Below are 13,490 nucleotides of genomic sequence, written 5' to 3' on the forward strand. Positions count from 1 at the left end.
CGAGCGGTCAGCACCATCGTCCGAAAGGAACGCATGGACCCCCACGGCTCGACAGCCCGGCGCTTCCCACTCGTAGCACGGCCCCGCCCGGTATGTCTCCCGCTCCCCGCTCGCATCGGCAGACTCCGCGAACTCGCCGCCGAAGCCGAGCGGGAGACCTACCAGGGAACCGCCTCCAGCGTCTTCAACCAGGCCGCTCTTCTCGCGTCCGACCTCGGCCTACCCGAGACTGCCCGCCAATGGTGCCACCGGCACGCTGCCGCCTACCTGAACGCCTGCCCCCTCGGCGGCATGGACGCGATCCGTGGGCTCGAACCGATCGTCAACCTGGCACGGTTGCACATCCGGGACGGGCGCGGCGACCAGGGCCACCGACTGCTGCTCGCCCTCTACGAGGCCGTCACCAAGGGCAGCGGCGCCATCCTCGACAGGATCACCGTTCCAGCCGACCTCACTGCCACCGACGCGGACCGCCAGGAAGTACGCCAGTGGCTGTGGCGGGTCATCATCGCCGACGGCACCCGCGCCCTGACCAGCGCCGGACGCTGGCAGGACGCCCTCACCCACCTCCAGCAGCACCACGGCGTCGGCAAACACATGCTCGACGGGCGCCAAGTCGCCGTCCTCGACCGCGCCACCACCGGCGACCACGACGGTGCTCAGCAACTCCTCACCGACACCACTCCGGGCGAACCTTGGGAGAACGCTGTCACCGTCTGCCTCTCCGTTCTCTGCCGCTCGCCCTACCCCCGGCCCACCGAGGAGGAAATCGGCACTCTGCTGGACTGCTGCCACCAAGTCGACTTCCGCGCCGAGCTGGTGGTGTTCCACACTCGCCTGATGCTGTCGGTTGTCGACGCCGCCGGTCGCAGCGGACACCCAGGAGTGCGGTCGCACGCAGCTGAGCTTGTCGACCGGGTTTTGGAGGTCGGCGACGGATATGCGGCACGCGACGTACTCGTCCACGACGGCTGTGCCGTCCTGATGACGGCCCGACAGAGGCAGGCCCTCACCGAAGTGGTGGATGCCTGTGCGCTCGACCGCCAGGCGCTGCCGCCCGAGCTGAACGGTGACCTTCTGGCTTCCCTCGACCGGGCTGAAACGGTCATCACCGACCAGTCGCTTCACGTTGACGACGATCGGATTCCTGACCGACCCACAGTCGACCGCAGAGTGGCCGCCGCCTGATGGACAGCCTCAGCACGCTTGGCGGCCCACCATCGACCAGACAGGACAGTGCCCTTGACCGCCGACATCACCGCGAAACCCACGCAGGAGGACGACCCCAAGCCGGCCGAGGAACTGCGCTATCAGTACCTCGGCGACAAGAACGAGGAAGTCGCCGCCGCCATCACCGCCCGCAACATGGCCCGGCGGCTCCCCCACCTGATGCGCCGTACGCTCGGCCTGGCATGGCGGGTCGATCGGGTCTCCGTGGTCGTCCTGCTGATCTGTCAGGTCCTCTCCGGCATCCTCGGAGCCTTCGGCCTGCTGGCCACCAGCGGCACGATCAAGGCCCTGATCGCCTCCGGACACATCGCCGAGCGCCTCCACCAGGCGATCCCCTCCGTGGCGGTCATCGCGGTGGCAGCCGGGTTGCGGTCCCTGCTGGGGATCACCATCAGCGCCCTCTCCTCCCGGATCTCGCCGAAGATCGCCCGCGAGGCGGAACTGATGCTGCTCGACGCGGGGACCAACGCGGAGCTGACCGCCTACGACCGCCCCGGCTACAACGACCGATTCGACGCCGCCGACCGTGGGGCCGACGTGACGAAGGACCTCATCGGTGAGACCCAGAACGTCATGGCGTCGGCCGCCTCGCTCATCGCCGCCGCCGGGGTCCTGACCGTCCTCCACCCCGTGCTACTCCCCCTCTTGATCCTCGCCTCCCTCCCGCAGGGGATCGCCTCGGTGCGCGCTGCCCGGATCAGCTACCTCACGATGATGGACACCTTCAGCGACAGGCGTCTGCTCGGGATGCTGCGCTGGTACCTGGTGGACAAGGAAGCCGCCGATCAGATCCGCTCGGGCACGATGGCCCCCTACCTCCTGGGCAAGTACCGCGCCGCCGGGGACCGCATCACCATCGCCACCAACAGCGCCGCCTGGCGCAGTGCCAAGGTCTACATCCTCGGCGCTCTCGCGGCCGGGCTCGCCTCCGCGCTGGTCTGGGGCGCGGTGATCGTCCTGCTCGCCACCGGGCACATGTCGGTCGCGTCGGCCGGGACGGCGGTCTTCGCCCTGGGGGCGGCCGGCTCGGGACTGCACGGCATCGTCGGGTACGGGGCCGACCTGTACCGGTCCGGGCTCTATCTGGACGACTGGTCGAAGTTCCTGGACGAGGCCGGCGGCCACCGGCTGAGCCGGGGCGACCAGGTCCCCGCCACCCCCACCGCTGTGAGGGTGGAGAACCTCACCTACACCTACCCTTCGTCGGACAGCCCCTCCTTGGAGAAGGTCAGCCTGGAAGTGCGACGCGGCGAAGTCCTCGCTCTGGTCGGCGAGAACGGCAGCGGCAAGACCACCCTGTCCAAGCTCCTGGCCGGCCTCTACCTCCCCACGGACGGCGCGGTGACCTGGGACGGCGTCGACACCCGCGACCTGGACCCGCACGCACTGTGGCGCGAGACCGGCGTCGTCCCGCAGAACTACGCCCGCTTCCCGATGACCGCCCGGGAGAACATCACGCTCGGCCAGCCCCACGGCGGCGACGAGGCGGTCCACCGGGCGGCACTCGCCTCCGGGGCCGACGACGTGCTCGCGGTGCTGCGCAACGACCTGGAGACCCTGCTCGCGCGGGAGATGTGGGGCGGCCAGGAGCTGAGCGGCGGCCAGTGGCAGCGAATCGCCATCGCGCGGGCCTTCCACCGCCCGGCCGGGCTCCTGGTCCTGGACGAACCCACCTCCGCCCTCGATCCCCGCGCCGAGCACCGGATCTTCTCCGGACTGCGCGAACTCGCCCGCGACCGCGCCGTGGTGCTGGTCAGTCACCGCCTCGCAAACATCGCCATGGCTGACCGCATCGTCGTCCTCGACCACGGGCGCGTGATCCAGTCCGGCACGTTCACCGAGCTGGTCAACGAACCGGGCCTGTTCCGGGAGTTGTGGCTATTGCAGAACGACCGTGGCGTCCCCGCCCCTCGAACAGAGCAGGAGTAATCAGATGACCGACTTCAAGAGCGCCGACAGCCTCATCACCAACAGCCAGGGAGAAATCCTGCTCCAGCTGCGGGACGACATCGAAGGCATCTGCTGGCCCGGCTACTGGATGTCCCCCGGTGGGGGGCGCGAGCCAGGTGAGACGCCGTACAAAACCGCCCGGCGCGAACTGCGGGAGGAGACCGGCCTCGACGTGCCCGGCCTGCTGCCGTTGGATGTCGTGCCCTACGGCGACCACGACACTCTCGCAGAGCGGTACTTCCACGCGGTCTGGGACGGCGACCCCGGAGAGATCGTTCTCGGGGAGGGCCAGGAGCTGCGGTTCGTCCCGCTGGCCGACGTGCAGGGCATGAAGGTGCCACCGCACATCAAGGACTACATCCGGCAGTTGGAAGGGCACCTGCGGGTGGGGAAGCCTCGGGTGTGGGCGGTGATCGACCGCATTCACGCGTACGTCACCGAGCACCGCGCCGCCATCGGGCAGCCGTTCTTTCCTCTCCAGGTGGTGAAGATCCAGGAGGAGGCCGGCGAGGTCGCGGAGGCGCTGATCGGTGTTCTCGGGGCCAACCCCCGCAAGGGCTACAGCCACACCATGAAGGATCTACAGAGTGAGCTGTGCGACGTGATCGTCACCGCCATGGTCGCGCTGCGGGAGACGACGCCGGACGCCGCCTCGGTCCTGTCGGAGCACCTGGCAGCCTGGGACGCGAACGGAGCCAAGCAGTGATCCACGACCCACAGCACAACTGGCTGTTCGAGCAGTACCCCTACGCCTTCGGCTGGGCGTGCACCTACACCACCGACACAGCCGGACGCCCGATCATGATCAAGTCCCACCACAAGGGCTGGCAGATCTGCGCGGGTGGGATGATCGACCCGGGCGAGACACCCTGGGAGGCCGCGATCCGGGAGACGCAGGAGGAGACCGGGCGGATCATCGGCGGGGAGCCGAAGCTCCTGGCCGCCGTCTTCCGACCGCCCACTGAGGAGTTCCCGACGCGGTTCGGATTCATCTTCGACGGCGGCGACTGGAGCACCGAGGAGATCGCTGGCATCATCCTGGACCCGAAAGAACACACCGACTTCGCGGTAAAGAGCTTGGACGAGTGGCAGCCGCTCGTACCCGCCGCACAGTACGAGCTGCTGCGCTCTCTGGACGCCGCGCGCCGGACCGGCGTGGCCGCCTACATCACAGCCCCAGTCGACTGACCAGTACCACGACGGACTCCGGCTCCAGTCCCGGGCCATCACCCCTTTGGGGAGAGTCCCGTTCCGTCCCTTTCTTCCGTGAGGGGAACATCCAGCCATTTGTGCTTTGGGACCCCGAGGGTGCTGGAGCCCGCGTAATCAAGAAGCCGCAGCGGGTTCATCCTCGACTGCGCGAAGTACATGTTGAGGTACAGCACGAAGGGGAGAAGAACGTCGCCGCTCGGACCTGGCTCCGTGTGGCAGAGGGGAGAGCCCGGCGTCGGCGAAACCTGCGGGTGATGGTCGACCTCGTCAAGCCATGTGAAGTACCCCTTACCGAGTACCCAGATGCTGTCCGGGCACTCATCAGGCGGATACTCAGCACACCACTCAGCGAAGTGCTCGCCGAGCTTCTCCATGTCGACGCTGTCGAACGCGAAGATGATGCCGTAGGTCGGCTGGTAATCATACGTCTTCCCGTAGAGCCTGTAGCGCGTCTGGAAGGCGCCGTGCGGGACATATGCAGTCTTGGGGAGCAGCTTGGCTGCGCGGATGTTTTCGCATGCCCCGCGCAGCTCCTGGCGGTTGAGCTTCGATTTCACCTCTACCACCCCGTAGACGCACTCGTTGGGGACCACCCGATAGCTGTCCATATCCACGAGGGGCGGTGTAGACCGGTCGCAGATGAGGATGTCGCACTGCTTCGACACCTGGCCGTCGGCGGACACGATCTCGCCGCTGTGAAACGCCTGGACGTGCCCCGGCAGATACTTGGTGATCACATCCACCACCAGCTTCTCGCGGGCAGTTCCCTTCTCTCCTGAGTGGTTGAAGCCGCCGGACTGTTTGAACTCGGCACGAAGCCGCTCGGCGACCGAGTCCATGATCTTGCCGAGTCTGGTGTTAGCCACGGGCCGAGGGTAGGCCCCAGCCCGGGGACGCGTCTGGCCCTTCGCCAAGCAAGTTACGGAAGCGCAACGCGGAGCGGCGCCAGTGGGTCATCAGCGCCAGGCGGCCAGGGCGGACGGCTCCACGCTGATCTCGACGTCGGACTGCCTCGGGAATCCCCGAGTCACAAACGAACTCGGCGAGTACCTCCAGAAAAATGGCCCTCCCTACGCTGATGATCACCGTTCTCGCAGGGAGGCTCTCCATGCCCAGCCCGACACCGTGTGGCGGCTCGATGCCGACGAATGCGACCGGCAGCCGGACCGCCCAGAACGTACTCCTGGAGCACGCTGGCCGCCTCGCCTCCATCCAGCCTTTCGCCGAGCAGCGCGGCAAGTACCAGTCCCTCGCGCCGACCAATAGCGCCCCCACCGTCAACCCGAACGCAGCACCGGCCGGCAGCTGGGCGCCGACTTCTCTCAACGGAGCAACTTCATGAACCGCGACTCACGCGACCCAGTCCAGCAATCCCCGCTGAGTCAGCATCAACCCACCGAAGCGGATATCTCCCTCGGCTCGCATACCCCCGGAGTGGCCGCACAGAATCTCAACGCCAGGCAGTTCGGCCGGGGCACAACTCCCCGACCGGGGAGCGTCATGCCCCACTTCTCCGATGGACCGCACCACCAGGGCGTGAACCCGTTTCCGTGCCTCGCCTCCAACGGTTCGGACAACGGCTTGACGCCGGGCTCGAACCCACTGCTGGCGCCGGGGACACCAGGGACGGGACCGACTCAGCCGGGCCAAGTGGTCGGGCACGGACGCAACCGGGCCTACATCCCGACCGAGACGCAGGGAACCCGGGGCACGTTCGAGGATGAGGTGTGGCGGGCCTCCCCGGGCCAGCGGCAGTGACCCATGAACAGGTCTCCAGCGCTTGTGGTGCTCGCGCTGGGGGCCTTCGACATGTCCAGGACTGGCGAGCAGCTTGTGGTGAGCAAGCGGCGGGGCAAGCTGCTTTGCCGGATGCACCTCGGGTGCACGTAGTGAGCTGGACCCTTGGGCGGCCCACTTGCGTCACCCGTTTGGCGGACACGCGGGCCTGGCCGTGCTCACTACTCTGACCAGGTAGCGAGCTGATCAAGCGCCAGCTGACGCAGTAACTCCAAGCTGCCGTTCGCGCCCTCGTAGACGTTCGTGCTGAATCACGCGACCGTTGAGCATGTCGGCGATCCAGGATCCGGCCATCCACGGCCGCCCGTACAACCCGCTGATGCGCCAGGACCGGACGCCAGCCGACCGGATGAAGACCGGCACCCACTCGTCCCATTCCGCCACCACGACCGATAGCTTCGAGCTGGGCAGCCAGACATCCTCCAAGATGCGGTAGCCGCCGTCCTTGGCGTGGTGATCGCTCAGCACCAGGTCGATGTTCGCGTGGAGGCCGGGGTGGCGGTTCAGCGGCTGCTCAACCCATTCGATCTGCCGAGTCCGCAGGACCGCCCAGCCCTGCCGGATGTACCACCACTGTCTCCCTGCTCGCCATTGGCATCCCGGCAACGGGTCGGGGTAGACGCGTTCCCAGGGCCTCAACTGCGCGTAGCTAGTCATAGATTGCGCATCGCAAGGGATTGTTGGGCTTCGGCATGGGGTCGTTGGCCGAGCGGAAGGTGCGCGGCGGGGTGTGTCGCTCGGCATGGTCCGTCGCCCACCAGCGCGGCCGACTGCGATAGATCGGATTGTCGGTGCTCTGGATCTCCGGCAGACCCATGGCCGGACCCCAGAAGTTACCGCCAGCCTGCTCTCGGGCCTTGCGCTGCCGTTCCTGCTCCTGGGCGTCGGCGAAGGCCCTCTTCGCACGGTTTCGCTCAGCGATGACGGAGACCATGTGGCCGCCGTGGTTCCCGGATTCGAGCGGGCGTTGGCCGGGCGCGAAAACCTGGGCAGCCTCACAGGCCATGGCGGCCAGGTCCGACTCAGGGCTGCCCGCCGGGAGTGTTAGGGAGATCGTGGCGGGCAGCCCCGAGCCGAGCCGAATGAACTGCCTGATCAACATGAGCAGCCCCGTGGACGGGCTCCGGTGTCCGGATTCCAGTTGCAGCTCGTAGCGCCGCGAGATGCCCAGCTGCTGAGCAACCTCTGCCGAGCTGAGTGCAGCCGCCTTGCGGGCCGCCTTCAACTCGGCACCGTCGAACTCCGCCGCAATGCTCTGCTGGTTCATGTGAACCTCCTACAGCGGGATGTAGTTCGCCCCGGCGTCAGGGTCAGGGCCGTGTACGGCCTCCGACAACCACGCCACCGCTGCTTCTGCCTCTCTCCGCTGGGCCTCGGTGCGCTGCCACGGCAGGATCCTCAGTGGATCGACAAACGGCCGCACGACCGGCACCCCGCTGGTGTAGTCGGTCACGGTACCGTCGCCGACGATCTTGCCGTCCCTCCCGCGAATTGGGGGGACGTTGCCGGTGCGCTTGGTCATGTGGGCTTCAACTGCCGCGCCGAGACGCCGCAGGAAAGGCGTGCGGCCGGCCAGCACGTCATCCCACGAGCTGGCCGCTGCGATCCGCCCTTCCGGTGGCCGGGACCACTCCGGGTTTTCCGAGTCGTACGCATCGCCGGCCATCAGTCGACCACATCTCCACCGAGCAAGCGGTTCCGAACGGCCGGGGGTGGAGTCGCCAGAAGCTGACCCCAGAATCCGCCGTCGGCCGGGACGTTGTGCTGCGGCTGTTCGGCCACCACGTTTCGTCGCTGGACCTCCGCCCTCCACCGCGACACCTCGTTGCGCGCGTCGGCCACGGTCGGCCCGGCGGTAGTGCCGGGCTCAAGGTGCCGACCGGGCAGCGAGCGGCGGCCGAACGCCTCGGGCCCTGCTGACTGGATCACCCGAGTGCGATCGAACCAGGCGTCCGCTTCGGCCTGCTGGTCAGCTGCCGCTGCTGCGTAGATGTTCCCGGAGGCCATACGGTCGGCACGCTGCTCGGCATAGAGCGCACTGGCGCGGGCTCGGATCTGGTCGACGGTCGGTGACGCGTTCTCATGCATGGTCACTCCTCTGCGAAGTCGGAAGACTGACCGGCCGCCACCAGCGCCTCGGCAGGGCTCTCCTCGTGGCGGAGCAGGCGAGCCGAACCGGCGGTGTAATCGATAACTTCGGCGGGCAGCGCATAGTGACCGCTCTTCGGTCGCGGCACTGCACTTCGGTACTCGGGATGCGCCTCACCCCTCACCCCACGCGACAGCTCGACCTCCGAGAACCAGAAGTGAAGGACGGTCACCACCTCGTTGACCGCCGTGCGCGGTATCTCGACGGCCTGCACGGCGTCGTTCCAGAGCGGCGTCAGGTGGGCCAGCGCCTGAGCGATGGCCGGGCCGTCCGCGTTTTCAGGCAGCCGGAGGAGCGCCGGCAGGTGGGCGCTGGAAGCGTCCACGAAGATGGTGGGGTTCATGAAGTCCTCCGATAGGTGGGGACGAAGTGTGACGTGCTGGGTTCAGTGGTGGGCGGCGCGACGGCCCGCCGTGGGATCACGCTGCGGGAGGCGGGCGGCTCAGCCTCGGCGATAAGTTCTGCGGTCGCGGTGTCGAGGCGGGCCAAGACACGGGCACGCCGCGCGATCGTCAACGGGGCGAGGAACTCGACCACCTCGCGGTCGAAGTCGTCGCCGGAGTCCGCCTCGAAGAAGTCGGCCGGCGTGACATCGAGGGCGACGGCAAGTCGCTCGACCATCGCCGGGCGCGGGACGGTCGCACCCTTGAAGTACTTCTCTACGGTCTCGGCGGTGAGACCGACGCGAGCCGCTACCACCGTGCTGTTGCACCGGGCAGCCTCGGCGATGTACCTGAGTCGGGCTCCAGAGAACGTTCGATCATCCGTCATGGCAAATTCCCTTCACGCTGAAGCTGCTCTTCAACGCATTGTCGATCCCGGGAAATAGCAGTCCATAATTCGCCAGGGCACCTCCATGCACCCATCCGGGTGACGTTTGGACGGCGGCCCTCGAAGGAGTAACTCCACTAGCCACACGGATTTACTGCTGCCTGTACGAATATTTTTTGATGTGCTCTCATACCTTGCATGAGCACTGACACCGCACGATGGATCGGCCCGGGACTCCGCGCCGCCCGAATCGCCAAAGGACACCGCGCCGTGAAGGTTGCCAAAGGGGCAGGCATCGCACGCGGCACCTACTACTCCATGGAGCGCGGCGTAACTCTGCCGTCCGTGCCGGTCTTCCTTGCCCTGCTGGACTTGCTGGATGTGACAGTGGCCCAACTCCGTGAGCTCTCGGAGATCGAGATCCAGAGTGTCCCGGAGCAGGTCCGACGCCAAGCCCTCGATGTGCTCGCCGAATCCGTCTGACCTGAGACATGCGAAAGGCCCGGTGGACAAGTTCCGGGCCTCACGCCAATCATTCAATTCGCCAAGGACATGTTACCCATGAACGAGTTTGATTCACCACGGCCGAACGGGCGGATCCACCCCTCGGCAAGGTGGGACCGTCTCAACGCCAACGACGCCACCACACTCTTCCGCGATTCGTGGAAGTCGATCGATGACGTTCCCAGCTTGCTGAGCCTCCCAGCGAAACACCGAGCCTTCGGCATCGACCAGTTGACGCCAACCGAGTACAACCCCGACGAGTACAAGACCGTGGCCGCCTGGGTGGAGAACCTTTCGGACCAGCAACACCGCGATGGGCTCTCCCCGGCCGATACCGAGGGCTACGGACAGGGCCTCTACCTCAGCGGCCCGTACGGCACCGGGAAGACCACCATTGCCGCCGCCGCGCTGGTCTCCGTCTACCGAGCCGGGAACTCCGTGGGGTTCATCCGCTTCACGGACCTTCTGGCCGCCCACAGACCGGCGCCCGGCAACGAGCGCCGCCTGGAGGACGACCTGGAGCGCAAGGAGGAGGCCGGACAACTCCAGGGGTGGAAGAAGCTCGCCCGCGAGGCGGGCGTACTGCTGATTGACGATGTGGGCCAGGAGCGCGAGATCAAGGGCTCCGAGTTCGCCGAGGACATCCTGACCAGCACCCTGCGAAGCAGGTTCAACGCCGGTCTCCCGACCATGGTCAGCACGAACCTCACGCTTGATCGGTGGCGAGCGCGATACGGGGACGCGCTCGCCTCGTTCATCCATGAGGCGTTCGCGCACTTCCTCTTCTTCGGTGGCCCCGACCTTCGGAGCACGCGGTGAAGGAGCCCGTGGACCAGCTCAAGGCCAGGGAACTGGCCGCCTGGTCGGGAAGGAAGGCCGAGGTGGCCGGCCAGGCGGCCACCTCGAAGATGCTCGACACCTTCCGCGAGCACCTCCTGGCCCCCGCCCAGATGCTCCGGCTCCCGTCGGCCCCGGAACTGATCCAGGGCATCCTCGCCGCCAACTCCTTGGTCTGGCTGTGGGGTCCTCCCAAGCAGGGCAAGACCTTCATCGCGCACGACTGGGCTGGCCACGTCGGAGCCGGAATGCCTTGGCAGGGAAGGGAAGTGACGAAGGGGCGGGTGCTATATGTAGTCGCTGAGGGGGCCGCCGGGTACCGCAAGCGCATTCCGGCCTGGGAGAACTACCACGAGTACCCGATGACCGGGGTGACGTTCTTCAATCACCCCCTCCAGCTGCTCGACCACGCTCAGCACTCGGCCTTTCTGGTTCTGATCGAAGAGCTGCGTCCGGCGCTGGTCGTCATCGACACGCAGTCCCGGTGCACGGTCGGCAAGAAGGAAAACGACGCCGACACGATGAGCGGCCTGGTGGCCGCGCTCGACCAAATCCGGGTTGCAGCCGGCGGGGCCTGCGTCCTGACGCTGCATCACGGTGAGCGCACATCCAGGAACATGCGCGGCTCCTCCGTCGTGGACGGCGCGGCCGACACCACGATCAAGGTCACCCGCGACCAGCGGAGCCCGAAGAGTCCGATCAAGCTGACCTGTACCGCTCAGAAGGACGACGCACCGTTCGGGACGATAGCCCTGCCCGTGATACAGGTCGACGGAAGCCTGGTCATCGCCAACCAAGATCCTCAGCTGCCGGATTCGCTGTCGGGTGGCGGGGCCGCCGTCGGGTCGAACCCGACATGGAAGACCGTTCACCTGTCGGGTCTCCAGGCCGACATCCTCACGCTGCTCCAACGGCAGGGCCGGCACACGGTCAAGGAGCTTGCCGAGCACCTCAAGAAGCACCGCGACACCATCAACGATGCCGTGAAAGCACTGGTCAAGCAGGGTTTTGCTGAGCGGGCCACGCCCTACGTCCAGGCCGTCGAGAGCTCTCCCGGTGACGTCGAAGAGGCAGCTTGAACCGGCCCTGTCGGGCTGTCGGGTTTTGTCGGATTCAATTCATTTCCGACAGCTCAGGCACTGTCGGGCGCGACTCCCCCACCCTTAAGGGGGAAGCGCCAGCCTCCGACAATCGGCGGGAGCAGATCAAGATCCATCTACTCACCGCAGAGGAGCCCAGGATGAAGCAGACGCCCGAGACCCGGATCAGCGTCACAACCTCATGAGGTCCTTCGTGAACCTGACCGAGGATCTCGCCGAGAGACTCAACCCGACACCAACTGTCCTACCCCTGCCGCATCATGGAGCGGTGAAGATGCCTCGCATCAGCTGCCCGTCCTGCTCGCGCCCGGTCGCGCTGATGCCACTCACCGGCCGCGCGGGCTACGGAACTGTCCACGACCACAAGGTGCACAGCCACGAACTGGTGCTGTGCCCCGGCAGCATGACTCAGCTGCCGCTGACCGATGCCCTGGCCTTCCAGGACCAGCTCGACCTGAAGGAAGTACTGGAGAGCCAGCAGGAGGCCAACCAGTCCGCGCTCTTCACCATCGCGCGCGGCCCGGTTCACCTGGACGGCCTCACCACCGCCGAGAGAAGGGAAGATACTGCCGTAGACGAAGGGGGAGTTCCGCTGTGGACGCAGTCATAGCTGTCGCAGTCGCCATGATCGCCGCCATCTCGGCGCTGGCCGGCGCCCGCATCGGCCGGGCCGGGGGCAGGGAAGCGGCTCAACTGGTTGCCACCGCCACGCGTGATCAACGGCGGTACGACGACCAGCGCGCCATCTGTGCGGACCTGATCGCGGCGACTGACGCCGAGCTTGCTCTTCTCTGGCAGCAGGAAAGCGGCACGGACACTGGATCAGCTCAAAACCTGGAAGCTGCCGAGCTGTTTCTCCCCCGCTTCCGCGCCCAGGCCCTCGTCCGGTTGGAATGCCCGGCCGAGGTCGAGGCTTCAGCAGACGCACTGACGAAGGCTGTTGGCCCGCTGTATCGCGTCCAACCCGATCCGACGAAGCGCGAGCGTGAGCGGATGGCCTACAACGAGGCCCGCGACTCGTTCATTCTCGCCGCACGAAAGCACCTCGATGCCCTGCGCCCGTAGCAGCTACCGGCGGCGAGCGGGGGAGAGCTTCAGGTAACTGATCCGGGATCAGGCACGCTCAGCTCGTGTGAGACGATCCATGGCTTGTGCCCTTGGCGGCGGCACTCCAGCGTGAGGCGGAGCGGCTTACCCTTGAAACGGCGCTGCCAGGATTCGAGGTCCGTGAACCAGTGCGGCTTGAGGGTGCACTCCATAGCGAACGGCCGCCATTCCCCACGCTCCAGTGCGAACGGCGCGACACCACGGCCGAGCCGATCGGCCCCATCGACACTCGGACGAAAGCGGTACTGGCTCCAAACGACGGACCGGAGTTCCTCAACCGGAATCGACCCGCCGAGTCCAGCATGACCCTCGTGATCGACACCGCCCTCGTCTCGGACCGTGACGACAACCTGATCCAGTCGATCAAGGCCAGCCGGTCCCCGCAGTTCCACCTTCAGCAGGGCATACGAGTCGCCTTGGGGCTCGAACATGATGCCCAGGTCTGGGGTGAGATCGACATGCCACCGGTCACGCTCGATTGCGGCGACCGTCTCAGCAGTCCGGTTCGCCCGGCCAGAGGTTCGCAGCGCGGCGCCGGCCGCGATAGCGCTGAACACGGCTGCGGTTGTACTCAAGGTGGTAGCCCAAGGAAAGGTCATGGCGGAGGCTACCAACCGCCGCCACCCCACCACCGAACACCCAGCAAGCATCACTGAGCAGCCCAGCTCAGACGCTCCGCAGCACCGCCTCGCACCCTCTGCACCGCCGGTCCGCGAGATCCTCGGGGTACCACGACTGCCCTGGTCCGGACAGCCGGTAGTGGGAATGAACGAGGGGGTCAGTGTCGATCCCGCAGAAGGTCCGGGGACCTGGGTCATCGGGAACATCCGGGT

The 13,490-nt window shown here is 66.7% G+C and carries 18 protein-coding genes; 10 read left to right on the top strand and 8 right to left on the bottom strand.

Annotation, left to right across the window (positions count from 1 at the left end; all coding sequences use genetic code 11):
- The first annotated feature begins 33 nt into the window (after nt 1–33).
- From P3T34_RS12040 to P3T34_RS12060, 4 genes are read left to right on the top strand one after another with little or no spacing between them, the layout of a single operon-like run.
- The gene (locus P3T34_RS12040) at nt 34–1,188 is read left to right on the top strand and encodes a hypothetical protein (RefSeq protein WP_280666027.1); all 1,155 of its coding nucleotides are present in this window, start codon (nt 34–36) and stop codon (nt 1,186–1,188) included.
- A 54-nt stretch (nt 1,189–1,242) separates the two neighbouring features.
- Entirely contained in the window at nt 1,243–3,159 is a 1,917-nt protein-coding gene (locus P3T34_RS12045) for an ABC transporter ATP-binding protein (RefSeq protein WP_280666028.1), read from the top strand.
- Nucleotides 3,160–3,163: 4 nt separating this feature from the next.
- Complete coding sequence (locus P3T34_RS39900; protein WP_348534651.1) at nt 3,164–3,886, top strand: NUDIX domain-containing protein; 723 nt, start codon at nt 3,164–3,166, stop codon at nt 3,884–3,886.
- Nucleotides 3,883–4,368: an NUDIX hydrolase gene (locus tag P3T34_RS12060; RefSeq protein ID WP_280666029.1), complete on the top strand. Its 486-nt coding sequence runs from the start codon at nt 3,883–3,885 to the stop codon at nt 4,366–4,368. The genes P3T34_RS39900 and P3T34_RS12060 overlap by 4 nt, the downstream gene beginning before the upstream one ends.
- 38 nt (nt 4,369–4,406) lie before the next feature.
- On the opposite strand, the gene P3T34_RS12065 is transcribed toward P3T34_RS12060, so the two are convergent.
- Nucleotides 4,407–5,258 (bottom strand): DUF6602 domain-containing protein, encoded by an 852-nt coding sequence (locus P3T34_RS12065; RefSeq protein ID WP_280666030.1) that lies wholly within the window; start codon nt 5,256–5,258, stop codon nt 4,407–4,409.
- 242 nt (nt 5,259–5,500) lie between these two features.
- Between P3T34_RS12065 and P3T34_RS12070 the strand changes: the two genes are divergently transcribed.
- Nucleotides 5,501–5,734: a hypothetical protein gene (locus P3T34_RS12070; RefSeq protein WP_280666031.1), complete on the top strand. Its 234-nt coding sequence runs from the start codon at nt 5,501–5,503 to the stop codon at nt 5,732–5,734.
- A 641-nt stretch (nt 5,735–6,375) separates the two neighbouring features.
- On the opposite strand, the gene P3T34_RS12075 is transcribed toward P3T34_RS12070, so the two are convergent.
- The 6 genes from P3T34_RS12075 to P3T34_RS12100 are packed head-to-tail and all read right to left on the bottom strand — an operon-like array spanning nt 6,376 to nt 9,109.
- Nucleotides 6,376–6,846 (bottom strand): hypothetical protein, encoded by a 471-nt coding sequence (locus P3T34_RS12075; RefSeq protein WP_280666032.1) that lies wholly within the window; start codon nt 6,844–6,846, stop codon nt 6,376–6,378.
- Nucleotides 6,839–7,456, bottom strand: coding sequence for a helix-turn-helix domain-containing protein (locus P3T34_RS12080; protein WP_280666033.1), 618 nt, complete (start codon nt 7,454–7,456; stop codon nt 6,839–6,841). Before P3T34_RS12080 ends, P3T34_RS12075 begins: the two co-directional genes overlap by 8 nt.
- Nucleotides 7,457–7,465: 9 nt before the next feature.
- Nucleotides 7,466–7,855 carry a hypothetical protein gene (locus P3T34_RS12085; RefSeq protein WP_280666034.1) on the bottom strand — a complete coding sequence of 130 codons (390 nt, stop codon included), beginning with the start codon at nt 7,853–7,855 and terminating at the stop codon, nt 7,466–7,468.
- A complete protein-coding gene (locus P3T34_RS12090; protein WP_280666035.1) occupies nt 7,855–8,277 on the bottom strand; it encodes a hypothetical protein in 423 nt (140 codons plus the stop codon). Before P3T34_RS12090 ends, P3T34_RS12085 begins: the two co-directional genes overlap by 1 nt.
- A gap of 2 nt (nt 8,278–8,279) precedes the next feature.
- The gene (locus P3T34_RS12095) at nt 8,280–8,681 is read right to left on the bottom strand and encodes a hypothetical protein (RefSeq protein ID WP_280666036.1); all 402 of its coding nucleotides are present in this window, start codon (nt 8,679–8,681) and stop codon (nt 8,280–8,282) included.
- The gene (locus P3T34_RS12100) at nt 8,678–9,109 is read right to left on the bottom strand and encodes a helix-turn-helix transcriptional regulator (protein WP_280666037.1); all 432 of its coding nucleotides are present in this window, start codon (nt 9,107–9,109) and stop codon (nt 8,678–8,680) included. The genes P3T34_RS12095 and P3T34_RS12100 overlap by 4 nt, the downstream gene beginning before the upstream one ends.
- 198 nt (nt 9,110–9,307) lie before the next feature.
- Here P3T34_RS12100 and P3T34_RS12105 point away from each other — a divergent pair, with 198 nt between their 5' ends.
- The 5 genes from P3T34_RS12105 to P3T34_RS12125 all read left to right on the top strand — a co-directional run bounded on the left by P3T34_RS12105 (nt 9,308) and on the right by P3T34_RS12125 (nt 12,615).
- A complete protein-coding gene (locus tag P3T34_RS12105) occupies nt 9,308–9,592 on the top strand; it encodes a helix-turn-helix transcriptional regulator (protein WP_280666038.1) in 285 nt (94 codons plus the stop codon).
- A gap of 78 nt (nt 9,593–9,670) precedes the next feature.
- The gene (locus P3T34_RS12110) at nt 9,671–10,432 is read left to right on the top strand and encodes an ATP-binding protein (RefSeq protein WP_280666039.1); all 762 of its coding nucleotides are present in this window, start codon (nt 9,671–9,673) and stop codon (nt 10,430–10,432) included.
- A gap of 8 nt (nt 10,433–10,440) precedes the next feature.
- Nucleotides 10,441–11,529 carry an AAA family ATPase gene (locus tag P3T34_RS12115; protein ID WP_280666040.1) on the top strand — a complete coding sequence of 363 codons (1,089 nt, stop codon included), beginning with the start codon at nt 10,441–10,443 and terminating at the stop codon, nt 11,527–11,529.
- Nucleotides 11,530–11,824: 295 nt separating this feature from the next.
- Complete coding sequence (locus P3T34_RS12120; protein ID WP_280666041.1) at nt 11,825–12,160, top strand: hypothetical protein; 336 nt, start codon at nt 11,825–11,827, stop codon at nt 12,158–12,160.
- Between the two features lie 14 nt (nt 12,161–12,174).
- Nucleotides 12,175–12,615: a hypothetical protein gene (locus tag P3T34_RS12125; protein WP_280666042.1), complete on the top strand. Its 441-nt coding sequence runs from the start codon at nt 12,175–12,177 to the stop codon at nt 12,613–12,615.
- Nucleotides 12,616–12,644: 29 nt separating this feature from the next.
- On the opposite strand, the gene P3T34_RS12130 is transcribed toward P3T34_RS12125, so the two are convergent.
- Nucleotides 12,645–13,214 (bottom strand): hypothetical protein, encoded by a 570-nt coding sequence (locus tag P3T34_RS12130; protein WP_280666043.1) that lies wholly within the window; start codon nt 13,212–13,214, stop codon nt 12,645–12,647.
- Between the last annotated feature and the right edge of the window lie 276 nt (nt 13,215–13,490).

The organism is Kitasatospora sp. MAP12-44 (assembly GCF_029892095.1).
In the GTDB taxonomy this organism is placed as follows: Bacteria; Actinomycetota; Actinomycetes; order Streptomycetales; family Streptomycetaceae; genus Kitasatospora.

Excerpts from the sequence above, each read along its gene's own strand:
- P3T34_RS12085 (WP_280666034.1), bottom strand. The coding sequence starts at position 7,855 with ATGGCCGGCGATGCGTACGACTCGGAAAACCCGGAGTGGTCCCGGCCA.
- P3T34_RS12120 (WP_280666041.1), top strand. The coding sequence starts at position 11,825 with ATGCCTCGCATCAGCTGCCCGTCCTGCTCGCGCCCGGTCGCGCTGATG.
- P3T34_RS12070 (WP_280666031.1), top strand. The coding sequence starts at position 5,501 with ATGCCCAGCCCGACACCGTGTGGCGGCTCGATGCCGACGAATGCGACC.
- P3T34_RS12090 (WP_280666035.1), bottom strand. The coding sequence starts at position 8,277 with ATGCATGAGAACGCGTCACCGACCGTCGACCAGATCCGAGCCCGCGCC.
- P3T34_RS12075 (WP_280666032.1), bottom strand. The coding sequence starts at position 6,846 with ATGACTAGCTACGCGCAGTTGAGGCCCTGGGAACGCGTCTACCCCGAC.
- P3T34_RS12095 (WP_280666036.1), bottom strand. The coding sequence starts at position 8,681 with ATGAACCCCACCATCTTCGTGGACGCTTCCAGCGCCCACCTGCCGGCG.
- P3T34_RS12110 (WP_280666039.1), top strand. The coding sequence starts at position 9,671 with ATGAACGAGTTTGATTCACCACGGCCGAACGGGCGGATCCACCCCTCG.
- P3T34_RS12125 (WP_280666042.1), top strand. The coding sequence starts at position 12,175 with ATGATCGCCGCCATCTCGGCGCTGGCCGGCGCCCGCATCGGCCGGGCC.
- P3T34_RS12105 (WP_280666038.1), top strand. The coding sequence starts at position 9,308 with ATGAGCACTGACACCGCACGATGGATCGGCCCGGGACTCCGCGCCGCC.
- P3T34_RS12080 (WP_280666033.1), bottom strand. The coding sequence starts at position 7,456 with ATGAACCAGCAGAGCATTGCGGCGGAGTTCGACGGTGCCGAGTTGAAG.
- P3T34_RS12100 (WP_280666037.1), bottom strand. The coding sequence starts at position 9,109 with ATGACGGATGATCGAACGTTCTCTGGAGCCCGACTCAGGTACATCGCC.
- P3T34_RS12040 (WP_280666027.1), top strand. The coding sequence starts at position 34 with ATGGACCCCCACGGCTCGACAGCCCGGCGCTTCCCACTCGTAGCACGG.
- P3T34_RS39900 (WP_348534651.1), top strand. The coding sequence starts at position 3,164 with ATGACCGACTTCAAGAGCGCCGACAGCCTCATCACCAACAGCCAGGGA.